Source organism: Klebsiella sp. K5-204 (assembly GCF_030128585.1).
Classification (GTDB): Bacteria; Pseudomonadota; Gammaproteobacteria; order Enterobacterales; family Enterobacteriaceae; genus Klebsiella; species Klebsiella quasipneumoniae.
The window spans coordinates 343,597-358,429 of the sequence record NZ_JAKUZS010000005.1 but is presented as its reverse complement, the minus strand read 5'-3'; the positions used below and the strand labels follow the sequence as shown (position 1 = coordinate 358,429).

Sequence of the window (14,833 nt, the reverse complement as noted above, 5' to 3'; positions counted from 1 at the left end):
CAACGCCCGCGCGGCGTGCTGTGATGAGGAACTTGAGCGAGGCAAGACCACAGGGTAACGCGATGAACATCAAAATCGATGCGCTGAACTACTACGGCGCGACGAAGAAATACCACCTCCATTTTCCGGCGCTGCGGGAAGATATTGAAGCCGACGTGGTGATTATCGGCGGCGGCTTCTCCGGCATTAACACCGCCCTTGAGCTGGCGGAACAGGGCATCACTAACGTGGTGGTGCTGGAAGCGCGCCATCTCGGCTACGGCGGCACCGGGCGCAACGGCGGCCAGGTGATGGCCGGTATCGGTCACGATATCGAAGCGGTAAAAAAGCACGTCGGCAAAGAGGGGCTGGAGACGCTGTTTAAAATCGCCAACCTCGGCGCAGGCATCATTCGCGAGCGCATCCGCAAATACAACATCGACGCCGATTTCGTCCCCGGCTACGGCTACCTCGCCTATAACCAGCGGCAGCTCAAAACGCTGCGCCAGTGGGAGAAAGAGTTTAAGGCCGCCACCCCGGATGAAGATATCGAACTGTATACCGGGAAAGAGGTGCAGCAGGTGGTCGGCTCCGAGGTCTACTGCGGCGCGCTGAAACATATGGGCGGCGGGCAGATCCATTCGCTCAATATGCTCCTCGGCTCGGCGCAGGCCGCCCATTCGCTGGGGGTGAAGATCTTCGAATCCTCGCCGGTGGTGGAGGTGAATTACGGCAAACAGGTGCGGGTACGGACCGCGATGGGCAGCGTCAAAGCCGCCAAACTGCTATGGGCCTGCGACAGCTTCCTCAACAATATGGAGCCGGAGATCTACAACAAAACGCTGGTCACCTACTCCTACCAGGTATCGACCGAGCCGCTCTCCGATGAACTGATCGAGCGCATCAGCCCGCTGCGCGGCGCCTTCAGCGATATTCGCCCGGTGATTAATTATTACCGCGTCACCCGGGAAAACCGCCTGCTGTTCGGCAGCGCCACCCGCTTTGTGGAGTATACGCCGAACGATTTCGCCGCCTGGAACCGCACCCTGCTGGCGGAGGTCTTCCCCTATTTGAAGGATGTGAAGATCGATTTCGCCTGGGGCGGGCCGATGGCCTGTAGCGCCAACCTGTTCCCGCAGATCGGCACCCTACGCGATCACAACAACGTCTTTTACGTCCAGGGGTACTCCGGCTTCGGCGTCACCCCGTCGCACATCGTGTGCAAAATCCTCGCCGAAGGGATCAACGGCGGTTCCGACCGCTATCGTCTGCTGAGCAGCATCCCCCACGCGACCATCCACGGCCGTGACAGCCTGCGCTTGCTATTAGTCACCGCCGGAAAACTGATGCATCAAACCGCCGGTTTCTGGAAAGGCCGGAGTTAACCAGGAGAACGCTATGCACGCTTTTAAACTTAAACACCCGGTGCCCGAGCTGCAGCCAATCGGCAGCGTCAGCCTGCTCGGCGCGACGCCGACCGCCGGCGACCCGCAGGTAGCCGGGGCGATGATCTACGGCGAGCCGCAGGATGCCTTTACCTGCGGACTGTTTTCGTCCACTGAGGGGAGCTTTACCATGACCTATCCGTTTACCGAACACGCCACCGTGCTGGAAGGCGAAGTGGAGCTGACCGTCGCCGGCGGTGAGCCGCAGCGCTTTGCGCCGGGCGACAGCTGGTTTGTTAAACAGGGTACCGAAGTGGAGTGGAAAATCCTGACGCCGCGCTTTGTGAAGCACTACCTGGCGAACGTCGAGACGCGCTAATGCGCTGATCATGCCCGGCGGCTGGCGCTTGCCCGGCCTGGGGGACGAATGCCGTCGCCAGGCCGGGTCAGGCGCCAGCCGCCACCCGGCAGAAACAGGCGCAATGTGGCAAGACGGATGGCCCCGGTTTTCGGGGTCATGTTGTTTATCCACCTTCACATTCATCGACGGCGTCACAGAATCATGCGCCGCCCTCCACCTTCCGGACGATATTCGTTGAGCAGGATGCCCGCCTAAATTATGACTATCCGGGAGTGGCGCTGGCTATTCCCTGCCCTCCCCCACTATTGTGCAGAGGTTGACTATGTTTAGTAACAGACTTGCCAGCCATCTTGAGCGCGGGGTCGTCGGCTTCCCGACCACTCTCGCCAGCTCCGTCGGGCTGATTATGGCCAGCCCGGTGATCCTGACGGTGACCAGCGGCTTCGGCATGGGCGGTGATACCTTCGCGCTGGCGGTGCTGCTGGCCTTTATTATGATGCAGGCGCAGGTCACCACCTTTGCCGAGGCGGCGACGCTCATTCCCACCACCGGTTCGGTGTACGACTATATCTCCTGCGGCATGGGACGCTTCTTCGCCATCACCGGCGCGCTGTGCGCCTATCTGATCGTGCATATTTTCGCCGGGACGGCGGAGACGATCCTGGCCGGCATTATGGCGCTGGTGAACTTCGAATCGATCAACGCCCAGATGGCCGCTCACCAGAACACCTGGATGGTGGGCGTCGGCATGGTGGTGGTTTTCGGCCTGTTGAACGCCATCGGCGTGGAAATCTTCGGCAAGGTCGAAGTGGTGCTGACCTTCGGCATGTGGACCACGCTGACCATTTTCGGCCTGTGCGGCATTTTTATGGCGCCAGTCACCCATCTTTCCGGCTGGTTCGGCACGCCGCTGAACGTCAGCGATATCCATGGCCTGTTCGGCTATATCGGCATGGCGATGTTTATGTTCGTCGGTTGCGAACTGGTGACGCCGATGGCGCCGGAGATCAAACAGGCTCACCGTACCATTCCGCGGGCGATGGCGCTGGGCCTGCTGGGGGTCGCCAGCTGCATGTTTATCTACGGGGCGGCGATCAACCGCCAGGTGGAGAACACCGTGCTCGACGCGGCCAATAACGTCCATCTGCTGGATACGCCGATGGCGATCCCGGCCTTTGCCGAGCGGGTGATGGGCCACGCCGGCCAGTACTGGCTGGGGGTCGGGCTGCTGCTGGCGGGCTGCGCCACCATCAATACGCTGATGGCCGCGGTACCGCGCATTATTTACGGTATGGCGCTGGACGGCGCGCTGCCCCGCTTCCTGACCTGGCTGCATCCGCGCTTTAAAACGCCGGTGATCGCCATCGCCATCGGGGTGGCGATCCCCTGCCTGCACGCCTGGTATCTGAACGGCGATCTGGACCGCATCGTGCCGCTGATCCTCGCCGCGGTCTGCGCCTGGGGCGTCGCCTATCTGCTGGTTACTCTGTCGGTGGTGATGCTGCGTATTCGCCGCCCGGACCTGCCGCGCGCCTACCGCTCGCCGTGGTTCCCGCTGCCGCAGATTATCTCCAGCGTCGGAATTATCATCGCTATCGTCAATATCACCCCGCCGGGGATGGACAGCCGCCAGGTGCTGGTGCCGTTCGGCATTATGCTCGGCCTGACCGCCGCCTACGCCCTGTTCTGGACGGTGTGCGTACAGCGCGTCAATCCGTTCAAGCCGCTGGTGGTGGAAGAGGTGGTCGACCGCGCCATCAGCAACTACGAAAAACAGACCCGCGGGGAGATGACGCCAGATGTCCTCCGTCCCCTGGTTTGAGACGCCGTTAATGAACGCGGTGCAGCGCGATCTGGCCGGCTGGCCCTGCGAAAAGCTGAGCGAGCGCAGCGCGCTGCTGCGATTGAACGACGCCACCGCCGTTACCTTCAGCGTGCGTCAGAAGCGGCTGTTTATGGCCAGCATTCACAGCTGCGAATTTGTCGTCGCAGGGCCGGTCACCCGGCCCGTGCGCGGTCACATTCGCGCCCATCAATCCGGCTGGTGGAAACGCCAGCCGATCCGCTTTATCGGCGGCAAAGGCAGCGAGGAACTCGCCGGCTATCTCAACGGGTTTCCTAATCTCCAGCAGACCCTAAGCGAGCTGGACTACCGCCGCTTTTCGTTGACCTTTGACGGTAACGGCTGGCGCTGCAGTATTGAACCCTGGGCCGCCAGCGAAGTGGTCTGTAAAATGCCGCCGCTGCGCCGCTATCTGCGGCTGGAAGCGCAGCAGCGGATGCTGCTGCTCAGCGTGCTGGCGATGATCGATCAGGCAGTCAGTCAGTGGATGCGCGGTGAAATCGTAGATGAGAAAGCATTTTCTTCCCCGCCATCACAGCGGGGAAGCTGAGCCGGTTTACTGCAGGCCAAACCGTTGCGCCAGCCGATCGATGGCCTGCCTCTGGAACTGCGCAAACTCCGCCCGCGGCTGCTGCTGCTGAATAAAGTCCAGCAGCGGATCCTGGACCGCGGTGCGAATGCCGCTCAGGGCCTCCATCACCGCCAGGCCGCAGAACGGCACGTAGGATTCGGCGTAGCCGCCCTCGTGCACCATCACCAGTTTCCCGCCGCACAGACGATCCGCCGCCTGTTGCACCAGCCCGGTCATCGCCCGGAAGCTGTCACTGTGCAGCTGCATCCGCGCCAGCGGGTCCATGGCGTTGGCATCATAGCCGCAGGCGATGATAATCAGCTCCGGCTCAAAGCGCGCCAGCGCCGGAATAACGATGGTTTCCAGCGCATAGCGCCAGCTGTCGTCCCCCGCCCCGGCCAGTAGCGGAATATTGATGTTGTAACCTTCGCCCGCGCCAGCGCCGCGATCGTCCTCACCGGCATAACCGGGTGGGAAGCAACCGTCCTGATGCAAGGAGATGGTCAGCACGTCGTCGCGCTGCAGGTAGATATGCTGGGTGCCGTTGCCGTGATGAACGTCCCAGTCAATGATCGCCACCTTGCCGAGCCCCAGCAGCGCTTTCGCCCGCTCGACGGCAATCGGAATATTGGCGAGGAAACAGAAGCCCATCGACTGGTCCGGCAGGCAGTGGTGTCCAGGCGGCCGCGACAGCGAATAGGCATTATCCAGCTCGCCCTTCAGCACCGCTTCCACCGCCGCGCAGGCCAGTCCGGCGGAGAGACAGGCGATTTCATAACTGCCCGGCCCCAACGGCGCCTCTTTGCCCAGCATGCCGCCGCCGTTATCGCTTATCGCCTTGAAGCGCTCAAGATAGCTGTCGGGATGGATCCGCCGCAGGTCCGCAAGGCTTGCCGGCGCCGCGCTGTGCAGCGCCAGCTGCGGCGTCAGCCCGGAGACGTCCATCAGGTTTTTCATCCGCCGTTTGGTCTCCGGCGATTCGGCATGACCGCCGCCGGCGGGCGGTTGCACCCACCCGCCCACCGGCAGCGTCACCGCGTGCAGACCAGTACTGTGCCAGAAACAACGTTCATCAAAGAAGAAACCGGTTTTTCTTTTCACTCTATCCTCCCGTTGGCTAAGCCTTTGCCGGCGGCCGACGCCGCCGCAATCAAAATCAGTGACAGCAGTGCGCAGCCCCCTGCCGCCAGCAGCAGCGGATCGGCGCTGGCAAAATGCTGCAGTAAAGCCCCGGCTAATGCCGGACCGGCCGCCATGCCGCCGCCGATCACCAGATTAATGCTGTTCATCAGCCGGCCGTTGTTATCGAGCCCGGCGACGCGGGCGAGAATAAAAGGCAGCACGAAGGTCCAGGTGAACTTAAACAGCAGCGCCGCGATGGCGTAGCGCGCCAGCAGCGGCTGGCCGATCAGCAGCCCGACGCTGAGGATCAGCAGGCCGTAGCCCAGCCACACCGGCAAACGATCGGCCCGCCGGGTGCCGCGCAGGGCCGCGCCCCCCGCGCCGATAATGCCGCAGACCGTCGCCGCCGCCAGCACCAGGCCGACCTGCGTCGGGCTCAGGCCCGCCGCCGCGCCGAGGGTGCCGATAAAAGTCCACACCGCGCTAAGGCTGATATAGAAGGTCAGCACCGCGAGGACCGCCAGCGCCTGACGCCACAGCGCCGTCGGCGGCTGCTGTCGCGAGACGGACAACGGTTGAAAGCGCGGCGGGAAAGCCGACACCAGCGGCAGGCAGCAGAGCATAATGGCGGCGAGGATCAGATAGACCACCTTGAGGCCAAAGCTGGCAAACAGCCCGGGCAGCACCAGCAGGCCAAGCATCCCCAGCAGCAGTTGCCCAAGCACCCAGAAGGCGTAGACTCGCGACGGGTTCGAGGTTCCCGCCGCGCAGCTGATGCACAGAATCATCAGCGTGCCGCCCGCCAGCGAGGCGAGAAAGCGCACCGCCAGCAGCGTCTCATACTGGGTCACCGCCGCCGAGGCGAGATTGGCTGTCAGAAACACGACCCCGGCCGTCAGGGCGACCCGCCGCCAGTCGAGGCGACTCATCCACCACCACGCCGGCAGCGTCGCCAGGCTCATCGCTCCCAGTTCCGCCGAGAACAACCAGCCGATCTGGCCGGGTTTTAGCTGCCATTCGCTGGCCAGCTGCGCCGCCACCGCCGGCGCGGTCATCAGAATACCCGGCGCAATAGCGGCGAAAATCACAATCGCCGCCAGCAAACGCAGGGACACAACCAGCCCGGCGGGCCGGGAAAGCGCATGATCAGTGAGAGGGGTACTCGACATCGTAGGGCGTGCTCCGGTCAAAAAAGCCTCCCCCCGGAGGGGTCTCCAGGGAGTGATACCCACAGGCATCAGGAAAACGCCGTGCTGCCACGGCGCGCGCGGGATGCGATAGTCAGATCACAGATGCAGCGTACGCTGAGCGGCCGGCATCCAGGTTCGGGAAACGAGTTCAGTACGATTGACCACTTCGGTCTTGGCGAAAATATTGCGCAGGTGCGTTTTCACCGTCGAGAGCGAGATATCCAGCCGGCGGGCAATCAGCTTATTGCTGGCCCCTTCGCGCACCATGCCGACGATTTCCCGCTCTTTGGCCGTCAGGATGGCGGGCAGGTCATCTTCGTCCTGCAGGCAGTCGCGGATCGCCAGCTCCACCAGCGGCAGCACCGCCTGGGCCCGATGACGCTCTTCGCTGGAGAAAGGCACGTCGCGCATCAGCGAGATACCGGCGACGATCCGCCGCTCGCGGCGAATAAAGATCTCGGTCATGTCGCGCACATTATTCGGCAACATAAATTCATGATAATAATGCCGGTTGCGGTCGCAGAGCCGCGGCGTCATCGCCGCCATGGTGGTGTTCTGGTGGCTAAAGCGCGACGGCAGCAACGGATCCAGCGGCTGGAAGTTTTCCAGATATTGTTGGTGCGTATTATCAGAAATATTATGCAATATATAGTTTTCGGGTTTTAACCGATTATTTACTCGATAAAATACCGCCGAAGACAGTGGAATTAACTGGGAAATAGTCTGTAAACAACGGGCTATTATCGCATCATTACGGCTGGCTTTTAACAAAGCAGACATGATAGGGCCTCCCCGTCGAGGTGCTGGTACATGACACATGAATGACTACCGATTATTGAAGCATACATTTCACATTTAAGTAACACAATCATTAACATATTAACAGTGTGATAGCCGTTACAAAATTTTCAGCAATCCATTGTTATATAAAGCATTTAAAAAACACACCCGCCATGCTTTACGATAGCGGCGTTAAAACATAAACAAAAAAGATTAACACCCGGCGGACAGGCCCCTGGTGATAAAAAAACCCTATCCCGGACGCGTCTCTCTCATCCTTAAGAACGATGGATTTCTGTTTTTTTTCACTTATACCTCTAACAGGATGCAATTAATTTTCGCCGCGGCTTAATCATGTGATTACGCCTGACCCGCTGTTGCCAAAATAATATCAACAGCGCCGGTCATTAACCGAGGATAAGCCGATGCTGAATATCGCCGCCCTGCGCCAGCAGCAAATTCCGCTGGCCGCTGAGCCGCGCTCGCCGGTGCCGTTTCATATTCTGATGAAGCCGATTGGCCCCGCCTGCAATCTCGCCTGCCGCTACTGCTATTACCCACAGGATGAAACGCCGGTCAACAAGATGGACGAGGCGCGGCTGGAGCAGTTTATCCGCCGCTATATCGCCGCCCAGCCCGCCGGCGCGCGGGAAATCAACTTTGTCTGGCAGGGCGGCGAGCCGCTGCTGGCCGGCCTGAGCTTCTACAAAAAAGCGCTCGCCCTGCAGGCGCGTTATGCCCCCGACGGCGTCACCATCAGCAACAGCCTGCAGACCAACGGCACGCTGATCAACGACGCCTGGTGCCGGCTGTTTCGCGAGCATCGCTTTATTATCGGCTTGAGCCTCGAAGGCAGCGAAGCGCTACAGGACCAGCATCGTCCGGATAAACGCGGCCGGGCCACCTGGCCGGCGGCGCTGCGCGGCATCGACCTTCTCCACCAGCATCAGGTGGAGTTTAACCTGCTGGTGGTGGTGCATAACGAGATGGCGACGCACGCGGCGGCGATTTATGACCGGGTGGTCAGCCTCGGCGCGCGCTATCTGCAGTTTCAGCCGCTGATGAGCGAAGGCGCAGCGCTGCGCGAGGGCTATCAGCTGAGCGCCGATAACTGGGGGCGTTTTATGGTCGGCATCTGGCGGCAGTGGCAGAAGCGCTGCGACAAGGGGCGGGTGTTTGTCATCAATATCGAGCAGGCGTGGGCGCAGTACTTCACCCACACCAGCGGCAGCTGCGTGCACAGCGCCCGCTGCGGCAGCAATCTGGTGATGGAGCCAGACGGAGAGCTCTACGCCTGCGATCATCTGATCAACGCCGAGCATCGGCTGGGCCGCCTCGATGAGCAGACGCTCGCCGCCGCGGTCGACGCCTCGGTGCAACTGCCTTTCGGTCAGCAGAAAAGCCTGCGCCGCGAATGCCAGACCTGCGCGGTCAAAATGGTCTGCCAGGGCGGCTGTCCTGCGCATCTCAACGCCGCGGGCAACAACCGCCTCTGCGGCGGCTACTACCGCTTCTTTAGCGAAATTCTTGCGCCCGTGCGCCCCTTTTCCCGCGACCTTCAAGGACTGCAAGCCTGGCGGGCCGCGTTTGTCGGGGCCGCGCATCCGGCGTAGCCCGTTGCTCTGAAGCTATCCCTTTGAAACAGGAGAATCCGTTGTGAATAAAACAGCCATGGCCGCGGCGGTCAGTGTCATCCTCGCCGGCGGCGCGCACGCCGCGCAGCAGGAGCGTCCGAACGTCATCGTCATTATCGCCGATGATATGGGCTACTCGGACATTAGCCCCTTCGGCGGCGAGATCCCCACCCCCAACCTGCAGGCGATGGCCGAGCAGGGGATGCGCATGAGCCAGTATTACACCTCGCCGATGTCGGCCCCGGCGCGCTCCATGCTGCTCACCGGCAACAGCAACCAGCAGGCCGGGATGGGCGGCATGTGGTGGTATGACAGCACTATTGGCAAGGAGGGCTACGAGCTGCGGCTGACCGACCGCGTCACCACCATGGCCGAGCGCTTTAAAGACGCGGGGTATAACACTCTGATGGCCGGCAAGTGGCACCTCGGTTTTGTTCCCGGCGCCACGCCGAAGGACCGCGGCTTTAACCACGCTTTCGCCTTTATGGGCGGCGGCACCAGCCATTTTAACGACGCTATTCCGCTGGGTACCGTTGAAGCGTTTCACACCTACTACACCCGCGACGGCGAGCGCGTCTCCCTGCCGGACGATTTCTACTCCAGCGAGGCCTACGCCCGGCAGATGAACAGCTGGATTAAAGACACGCCGCAGGACCAACCGGTCTTCGCCTGGCTGGCCTTTACCGCCCCGCACGACCCGCTGCAGGCGCCTGACGAATGGATCAAGCGCTTCAAAGGCCAGTATGAGCAGGGCTACGCCGAGGTCTATCGCCAGCGTATCGCCCGCCTGAAAGCGCTGGGGATTATCCATGACAACACCCCGCTCCCGCACCTTGAGCTGGATAAAGAGTGGGACGCGCTGACCCCGGAGCAGCAGAAATATACCGCGAAAGTGATGCAGGTCTACGCGGCGATGATCGCCAATATGGACGCGCAGATCGGCACCCTGATGGAAACGCTGAAGCAAACCGGTCGCGATAAAAACACCCTGCTGGTGTTCTTAACCGACAACGGCGCCAACCCGGCGCAGGGCTTCTACTACGAATCCACCCCGGAATTCTGGAAGCAGTTTGACAACAGCTATGACAACGTTGGCCGCAAAGGCTCGTTTGTCTCCTACGGCCCGCACTGGGCCAACGTCAGCAACGCCCCTTACGCCAACTATCACAAAACCACCAGCGCTCAGGGCGGGATTAACACCGACTTTATGATCGCCGGCCCCGGGATTACCCGCCGCGGTAAAATCGACGCCTCGACGATGGCGGTGTATGACGTGGCGCCGACCCTGTATGAATTCGCCGGTATCGACCCGAACAAATCGCTGGCGAAGAAGCCGGTGCTGCCGATGATCGGCGTCAGCTTTAAGCGCTATCTCACCGGCGAAGTGCAGCAGCCGCCGCGCGGAAACTACGGCGTCGAGCTGCATCATCAGGCGGCGTGGGTCGATGGCGAATGGAAGCTGCGGCGGCTGGTGCCGCGGGGCTTCACCGCCGGCGACGCGCCGTGGCAGCTGTTTAATCTGCACGACGATCCGCTGGAAACTCATGACGTCGCGGCCCAACACCCCGATCGGGTCAAAGCGATGAGTGAAGCCTACGAGGCGTTCGCCAGACGCACCATGGTCACCCGGGCGCAGGGCAAAATGATCGATTACGTCGGCATCGACAGCAAGACCGGACGCTATCTGGCGGTCGACCCCGCCACCATGAAGCCGGTTCCGGCGCCGCAGGCGATCCCCGTGAGCGAGCTCCATTAACCGACCCGGCTATCGTTCTTCCGGGCGATAGCCGGGAGCTGGCGCGCTTTTTAAGGTAACCGGAAACCCCATTACAGGAGAGAGCGAATGGCGAGAGTCGTGGTGATCACCGGCGGCGGAACCGGAATTGGCGCCGCCTGCGCGCGGCTGATGCGCGCCGCGGGCGACCGGGTGTTTATTACCGGACGGCGCGAGGCGCCATTGCGGGCGGTCGCCGATGAGACCGGCGCCACGGCGCTGATGGGCGATGCCGCCGACGGCGAGGCGTGGCGCCAACGGCTGCTGCCGGCCATTCTCGACCAGGCCGGCGGTATTGATGTCCTCATCTGCAGCGCCGGCGGGATGGGCAACAGCCCCGCCGCCGATACCAGCGACCGCCAGTGGCGCGAGGCGCTGGACGGCAATCTCACCAGCGCCTTCGCCAGCGTTCGCGCCTGCCTGCCCTCGCTGATTGCCCGCCGCGGCAACGTGCTGTTTATCGCCTCCATCGCCTCGCTGGCCGCCGGTCCGCAGGCCTGCGGCTACGTCACCGCCAAACACGCCTTAATCGGCCTGATGCGCTCCGTCGCCCGCGATTACGGCCCGCAGGGGGTGCGCGCCAACGCCGTCTGCCCCGGCTGGGTCACCACGCCGATGGCGGATGAAGAGATGCTCCCGCTGATGCAGGCGGAAGGGTTGTCGCTGACTGAGGCGTATCAGCGGGTCTGTCGCGACGTTCCGCTGCGCCGCCCCGCCAGCCCCGAGGAGATAGCCGAGGTCTGTCAGTTTCTCTGTTCGCCGCAGGCCGCCATCATCAGCGGCGCTACGCTGGTCGCCGACGGCGGCGCCAGTATCGTCGATGTTCCCACTCTGGCGTTTGCCTAACGCCCTACTCTGTTCAGGAGCCACTATGACTTCAGAAGCCGTATTTATCCAGGTCGGCGCGCTGGCCGATGGTTTTGCGCCACACGGTAATGTACTCGCCACCGCCAGCCTGCCCGCAGGCGAGCGCTTTACCTTTTATGTCGCCGGGAGCGAGCCGCAGCAGCTGATCATCGAAGATGAGCAGACGCTAAGCTGGAACGGCACTCGCACTCCCTGGCGGGCGACCGCCCTGCGCCCGGATATTCTGTTTATCGACTTCCTTGACCCGGAGCGGGATAACGCCAGCATCAGCGCGGTATGCAACCTGACGCAGCGCAACGCTACCCTGGTCTATGGCCAGCTGCCGGACGAAGCCGCCGCGCGGCTGGACGCCTTCAGCCGGGTGGAGCGAGGCCTGCCGCTGACCGCGGTAGAAGCGCGCTTTGTCTTCGCCCGCCTGGATACGCAGCCGGGGCCGCTGCCGGGCTTTACTCCTGCGCTGGTCGGCATGCGCAATCAGTACACCTACAGCCCGACCGAGCGCTATGAGCACATCTATCTCAACGATAATTTTTACGCCTGGCAGTGTCTGGACGGCGTGGAAAAGGGGCTGGCGGATGTCGACCGCTGCCACTATGTACTGGTGGCGGAGGATCTCTATCTGTTTGTCTGGCGCGAGAAAATCATTCCGACGCTGGGGGTGATCCTGATCGATCTTCAGCAAATGCGCACCGACGGCAAGATCATGGGCTATCAGGGCAGCGACTTCGGCGTCCTCAGCAATTTCCCGGTCGGCGCCAGCGCGAAGATCCTCAACATCACCCGCCATCAGGAATAAAGGGGCGCCGCCGGGCACGCTTTCAGCCACCATGCCCGTCATATTGCCGGGTGGCGGCTGCGCCTTACCCGGCCTACGTTCTTACGACCTGTCGTTAATTTATTCACCATTGTTGCTGAAACTGCCGGTGCTGACGGCCTCAAAATCGCTGAGACGTTCCCGGAAGGCCGGGGCAGCCCGCATGGATGCGGGCTGAGGGCCGTGTTTTGCACGGACGCTGCCTCGGCCCGACCCGAAGCCTGCAGGGATAAGTCGAAGGTACCGCGCAGCGGCGATTTTGCTGGCCGGAGCCCGGGGGTACAGGGGGCGGCGGCGACTGGCCGCCCCCTGTGCGCTCCCTGCGCCATAAGAGACATAGCGCAGAAAATTAACCGGGAGCGCAATCTGCCCGGAATTAACATAGAAGTTGTAGCCCTGCCAGGCGCAGTGCGAACAAGATATTTCCGGTTGTGCCGTTATTTTGCCGGGTGGCGGCTGCGCCTTACCCGGCCTACAGGGTCCTCTCACAGGCTCATACCTCGTAGGCCCGGCAAGCGCAGCGCCACCGGGCGATGACAGCGGGTACAGAGCCGTTTTATGCCGGGTGCCGGCTACGCCTGACCCGGCCTGCGGTCCGCGCCATTTATAGCCCTTCCCCCTCTCCCCGCCGGGGAGAGGGAATGACTCAGGCGCTGGCGCTGTCCAGCCGCGCCACCTGCTCCGCGCTCAGGCTCAGCGCCGCCGCGCGGGCAAAACTTTCCACCTGGGCCACGCTCGTGGCGCTGGCGATCGGCGCGGTCACCCCTTCGCGGCCGATCAGCCACGCCAGGGCCACTTCCGCCGGCTTCGCCCCCTGCTCCTCCGCGACCGACACCAGGGTATCGATAATCCGCATCCCGCGCGGATTCAGGTACTTACCAATCCCCCCTCCGCGCTGACTCTGCGCCAGATCCGACGGCTGACGGTACTTACCGGTTAAGAACCCCGAGGCCAGGCTGTAGTAGGTCACCACCCCGATATCACGGCTGACGCAGAGATCGCACAGCGCGCCTTCAAAGGCGGAGCGGTGGTAGAGGTTATATTCCGGCTGCAGCACCTGCCAGGCAGGCAAGCCGCCCTTGCGCGCCACCTCCAGCGCCCCCGCCAGCTGCATCGCATCGAGGTTAGAGGCCCCCATCGCGCGAATTTTCCCCGCCTGCTGCAGGCTGTGGAAAGCCTCCAGCGTTTCCGCTACCGGAGTTTGCGGATCCGGCCAGTGGGAAAAGTAGAGGTCGATGTAGTCGGTATTAAGGCGGCGCAGGGAGTCGTCTACCGCCTGCTGGATCCAGGCTTTGCTGAGTCCCTTATGGCCAGGAAGGCCGAGATCGGAGCCGACTTTGGTGAAGATTTTGACCTTATCGCGCATGCCGGGACGCGCCTGCAGCCAGCGGCCGATAATGGTTTCGGATTCGCCGCCCTGGTTGCCCTCCGCCCAGCGGGAATAAACATCCGCCGTGTCGATAGCGTCAAAACCATGGTCAACAAAAGCATCAAGAAGGGCAAAACTGGTTTTTTCATCAATGGTCCAGCCAAAGACGTTACCGCCAAACACTAACGGGGCGATGGAAAATCCGGTTTTGCCCAAGGGACGTGTCATCATGCCGAGTACTCCTTAGCTTATATTCTGCTTCCCTCAGGTAACCACAGGGGTCAGGAGAGGAGGTCGATTGGATAATCAGAAAAGGAATCTTACGGCGGGCGATCCTTGCCCGCGGGTACACTCAGACATTATGTCCCGGAATAAACATCAAAGCTAAAATATTTGCTGGCTAATTTTTTATAGGTGCCGTCGGCAAGGATCTTCGCAATCGCGCCGTTTATTTCCTGACGCAGCGCCTCATCGTCTTTACGCAAGCCGATCGCCGCCCCGGCGCCAAACAGCGTATCATCCTGCAGATGGCCGCCGACAAAGGTGAATGCCTTACCCTGCGGCTGCTGCAGGAAGCTGTAGTCGGCCATCATCCCGGAAAGCACCGCGCCGTCGATGCGCCCGGACTCCAGATCGCGCACCACGCTATCGGCCCCCTGGTAGGCCACAATGTTGATCCCCTGCGGACGCCAGTGCTGATTGACGTAAGTCTCCTGCGCCGAACCCTGCTCGACGCCGATGGTTTTGCCCTTCAGCTGCGCCGGCGTATTGCCTTGCAGGGTATTTTTACGCGCCACGAGGAACACCGGCCCGTTATACAGCTTGTCGCTAAAGGCAATCTGCGCTTTACGCTTCTCGGTCATGTACATCCCGGAAAGGATGGCGTCGAATTTCCGCGCCTTCAGCGCCGGGATAATGCCGTCGAAATTGCTTTCCACCCACACGCATTTCGCCTGCAGCTGCTGGCAAATGGCGTTGCCTAGATCGATATCAAACCCCGCCAGCTTGCCCTGCGGATCCTTCCATTCAAACGGCGCGAAGGTCGGGTCGACGCCGAAGCGGATCGCCTTTCCCCCTTCGGCCAGCGCCGACGTCGACGCCATTAACGCCAGCCATAGCAACAGTGATTTTTTCATTCCAGTTC

Annotated in this window: 14 protein-coding genes; 8 read left to right on the top strand and 6 right to left on the bottom strand. The window is 61.8% G+C overall.

Annotation, left to right across the window (positions count from 1 at the left end):
• The first annotated feature begins 62 nt into the window (after positions 1–62).
• Together MKR05_RS15605 and MKR05_RS15600 are read left to right on the top strand one after the other, a co-directional pair.
• Positions 63–1,364: an FAD-binding oxidoreductase gene (locus MKR05_RS15605; protein WP_023288715.1), complete on the top strand. Its 1,302-nt coding sequence runs from the start codon at positions 63–65 to the stop codon at positions 1,362–1,364.
• 13 nt (positions 1,365–1,377) lie between these two features.
• Complete coding sequence (locus MKR05_RS15600; RefSeq protein ID WP_025714914.1) at positions 1,378–1,743, top strand: cupin domain-containing protein; 366 nt, start codon at positions 1,378–1,380, stop codon at positions 1,741–1,743.
• An 8-nt stretch (positions 1,744–1,751) separates the two neighbouring features.
• Here MKR05_RS15600 and MKR05_RS15595 read toward each other — a convergent pair whose 3' ends face one another.
• Positions 1,752–1,883: a hypothetical protein gene (locus MKR05_RS15595; RefSeq protein ID WP_256660356.1), complete on the bottom strand. Its 132-nt coding sequence runs from the start codon at positions 1,881–1,883 to the stop codon at positions 1,752–1,754.
• Positions 1,884–2,047: 164 nt separating this feature from the next.
• Between MKR05_RS15595 and MKR05_RS15590 the strand changes: the two genes are divergently transcribed.
• Together MKR05_RS15590 and MKR05_RS15585 are read left to right on the top strand one after the other, a co-directional pair.
• Complete coding sequence (locus MKR05_RS15590) at positions 2,048–3,547, top strand: APC family permease (RefSeq protein WP_032454960.1); 1,500 nt, start codon at positions 2,048–2,050, stop codon at positions 3,545–3,547.
• The gene (locus MKR05_RS15585; RefSeq protein WP_023288713.1) at positions 3,525–4,118 is read left to right on the top strand and encodes a DUF3156 family protein; all 594 of its coding nucleotides are present in this window, start codon (positions 3,525–3,527) and stop codon (positions 4,116–4,118) included. The genes MKR05_RS15590 and MKR05_RS15585 overlap by 23 nt, the downstream gene beginning before the upstream one ends.
• 6 nt (positions 4,119–4,124) lie before the next feature.
• Here MKR05_RS15585 and MKR05_RS15580 read toward each other — a convergent pair whose 3' ends face one another.
• The 3 genes from MKR05_RS15580 to MKR05_RS15570 all read right to left on the bottom strand — a co-directional run bounded on the left by MKR05_RS15580 (position 4,125) and on the right by MKR05_RS15570 (position 7,231).
• The gene (locus MKR05_RS15580; RefSeq protein ID WP_064155707.1) at positions 4,125–5,240 is read right to left on the bottom strand and encodes a class II histone deacetylase; all 1,116 of its coding nucleotides are present in this window, start codon (positions 5,238–5,240) and stop codon (positions 4,125–4,127) included.
• On the bottom strand, positions 5,237–6,430 hold the full coding sequence (locus MKR05_RS15575) for an MFS transporter (protein WP_064155708.1): 1,194 nt from the start codon (positions 6,428–6,430) through the stop codon (positions 5,237–5,239). The genes MKR05_RS15580 and MKR05_RS15575 overlap by 4 nt, the downstream gene beginning before the upstream one ends.
• A 117-nt stretch (positions 6,431–6,547) precedes the next feature.
• Positions 6,548–7,231, bottom strand: coding sequence for a LuxR family transcriptional regulator (locus MKR05_RS15570; protein WP_032454931.1), 684 nt, complete (start codon positions 7,229–7,231; stop codon positions 6,548–6,550).
• Positions 7,232–7,656: 425 nt separating this feature from the next.
• Here MKR05_RS15570 and MKR05_RS15565 point away from each other — a divergent pair, with 425 nt between their 5' ends.
• The 4 genes from MKR05_RS15565 (at position 7,657) to MKR05_RS15550 (ending at position 12,302) form a co-directional block, all read left to right on the top strand.
• The gene (locus tag MKR05_RS15565; RefSeq protein WP_049013142.1) at positions 7,657–8,844 is read left to right on the top strand and encodes an anaerobic sulfatase maturase; all 1,188 of its coding nucleotides are present in this window, start codon (positions 7,657–7,659) and stop codon (positions 8,842–8,844) included.
• A 43-nt stretch (positions 8,845–8,887) separates the two neighbouring features.
• Positions 8,888–10,621 (top strand): arylsulfatase, encoded by a 1,734-nt coding sequence (locus MKR05_RS15560; protein ID WP_248569258.1) that lies wholly within the window; start codon positions 8,888–8,890, stop codon positions 10,619–10,621.
• Between the two features lie 87 nt (positions 10,622–10,708).
• Positions 10,709–11,485, top strand: coding sequence for an SDR family NAD(P)-dependent oxidoreductase (locus MKR05_RS15555; RefSeq protein ID WP_072414152.1), 777 nt, complete (start codon positions 10,709–10,711; stop codon positions 11,483–11,485).
• A gap of 25 nt (positions 11,486–11,510) precedes the next feature.
• Positions 11,511–12,302 (top strand): MoaF C-terminal domain-containing protein, encoded by a 792-nt coding sequence (locus MKR05_RS15550; RefSeq protein ID WP_248569257.1) that lies wholly within the window; start codon positions 11,511–11,513, stop codon positions 12,300–12,302.
• 664 nt (positions 12,303–12,966) lie between these two features.
• On the opposite strand, the gene MKR05_RS15545 is transcribed toward MKR05_RS15550, so the two are convergent.
• Together MKR05_RS15545 and MKR05_RS15540 are read right to left on the bottom strand one after the other, a co-directional pair.
• Positions 12,967–13,920: an aldo/keto reductase gene (locus tag MKR05_RS15545; protein WP_284118285.1), complete on the bottom strand. Its 954-nt coding sequence runs from the start codon at positions 13,918–13,920 to the stop codon at positions 12,967–12,969.
• A gap of 128 nt (positions 13,921–14,048) precedes the next feature.
• Positions 14,049–14,825, bottom strand: a complete 777-nt coding sequence (locus tag MKR05_RS15540; protein WP_023288704.1) for a lysine/arginine/ornithine ABC transporter substrate-binding protein — start codon at positions 14,823–14,825, stop codon at positions 14,049–14,051.
• Between the last annotated feature and the right edge of the window lie 8 nt (positions 14,826–14,833).

What these genes read in the sequence shown, in the direction of transcription:
- MKR05_RS15605 (WP_023288715.1), top strand. Translation starts at nt 63, where the DNA reads ATGAACATCAAAATCGATGCGCTGAACTACTACGGCGCGACGAAGAAA.
- MKR05_RS15600 (WP_025714914.1), top strand. Translation starts at nt 1,378, where the DNA reads ATGCACGCTTTTAAACTTAAACACCCGGTGCCCGAGCTGCAGCCAATC.
- MKR05_RS15595 (WP_256660356.1), bottom strand. Translation starts at nt 1,883, where the DNA reads ATGACCCCGAAAACCGGGGCCATCCGTCTTGCCACATTGCGCCTGTTT.
- MKR05_RS15590 (WP_032454960.1), top strand. Translation starts at nt 2,048, where the DNA reads ATGTTTAGTAACAGACTTGCCAGCCATCTTGAGCGCGGGGTCGTCGGC.
- MKR05_RS15585 (WP_023288713.1), top strand. Translation starts at nt 3,525, where the DNA reads ATGTCCTCCGTCCCCTGGTTTGAGACGCCGTTAATGAACGCGGTGCAG.
- MKR05_RS15575 (WP_064155708.1), bottom strand. Translation starts at nt 6,430, where the DNA reads ATGTCGAGTACCCCTCTCACTGATCATGCGCTTTCCCGGCCCGCCGGG.
- MKR05_RS15570 (WP_032454931.1), bottom strand. Translation starts at nt 7,231, where the DNA reads ATGTCTGCTTTGTTAAAAGCCAGCCGTAATGATGCGATAATAGCCCGT.
- MKR05_RS15565 (WP_049013142.1), top strand. Translation starts at nt 7,657, where the DNA reads ATGCTGAATATCGCCGCCCTGCGCCAGCAGCAAATTCCGCTGGCCGCT.
- MKR05_RS15555 (WP_072414152.1), top strand. Translation starts at nt 10,709, where the DNA reads ATGGCGAGAGTCGTGGTGATCACCGGCGGCGGAACCGGAATTGGCGCC.
- MKR05_RS15550 (WP_248569257.1), top strand. Translation starts at nt 11,511, where the DNA reads ATGACTTCAGAAGCCGTATTTATCCAGGTCGGCGCGCTGGCCGATGGT.
- MKR05_RS15545 (WP_284118285.1), bottom strand. Translation starts at nt 13,920, where the DNA reads ATGATGACACGTCCCTTGGGCAAAACCGGATTTTCCATCGCCCCGTTA.
- MKR05_RS15540 (WP_023288704.1), bottom strand. Translation starts at nt 14,825, where the DNA reads ATGAAAAAATCACTGTTGCTATGGCTGGCGTTAATGGCGTCGACGTCG.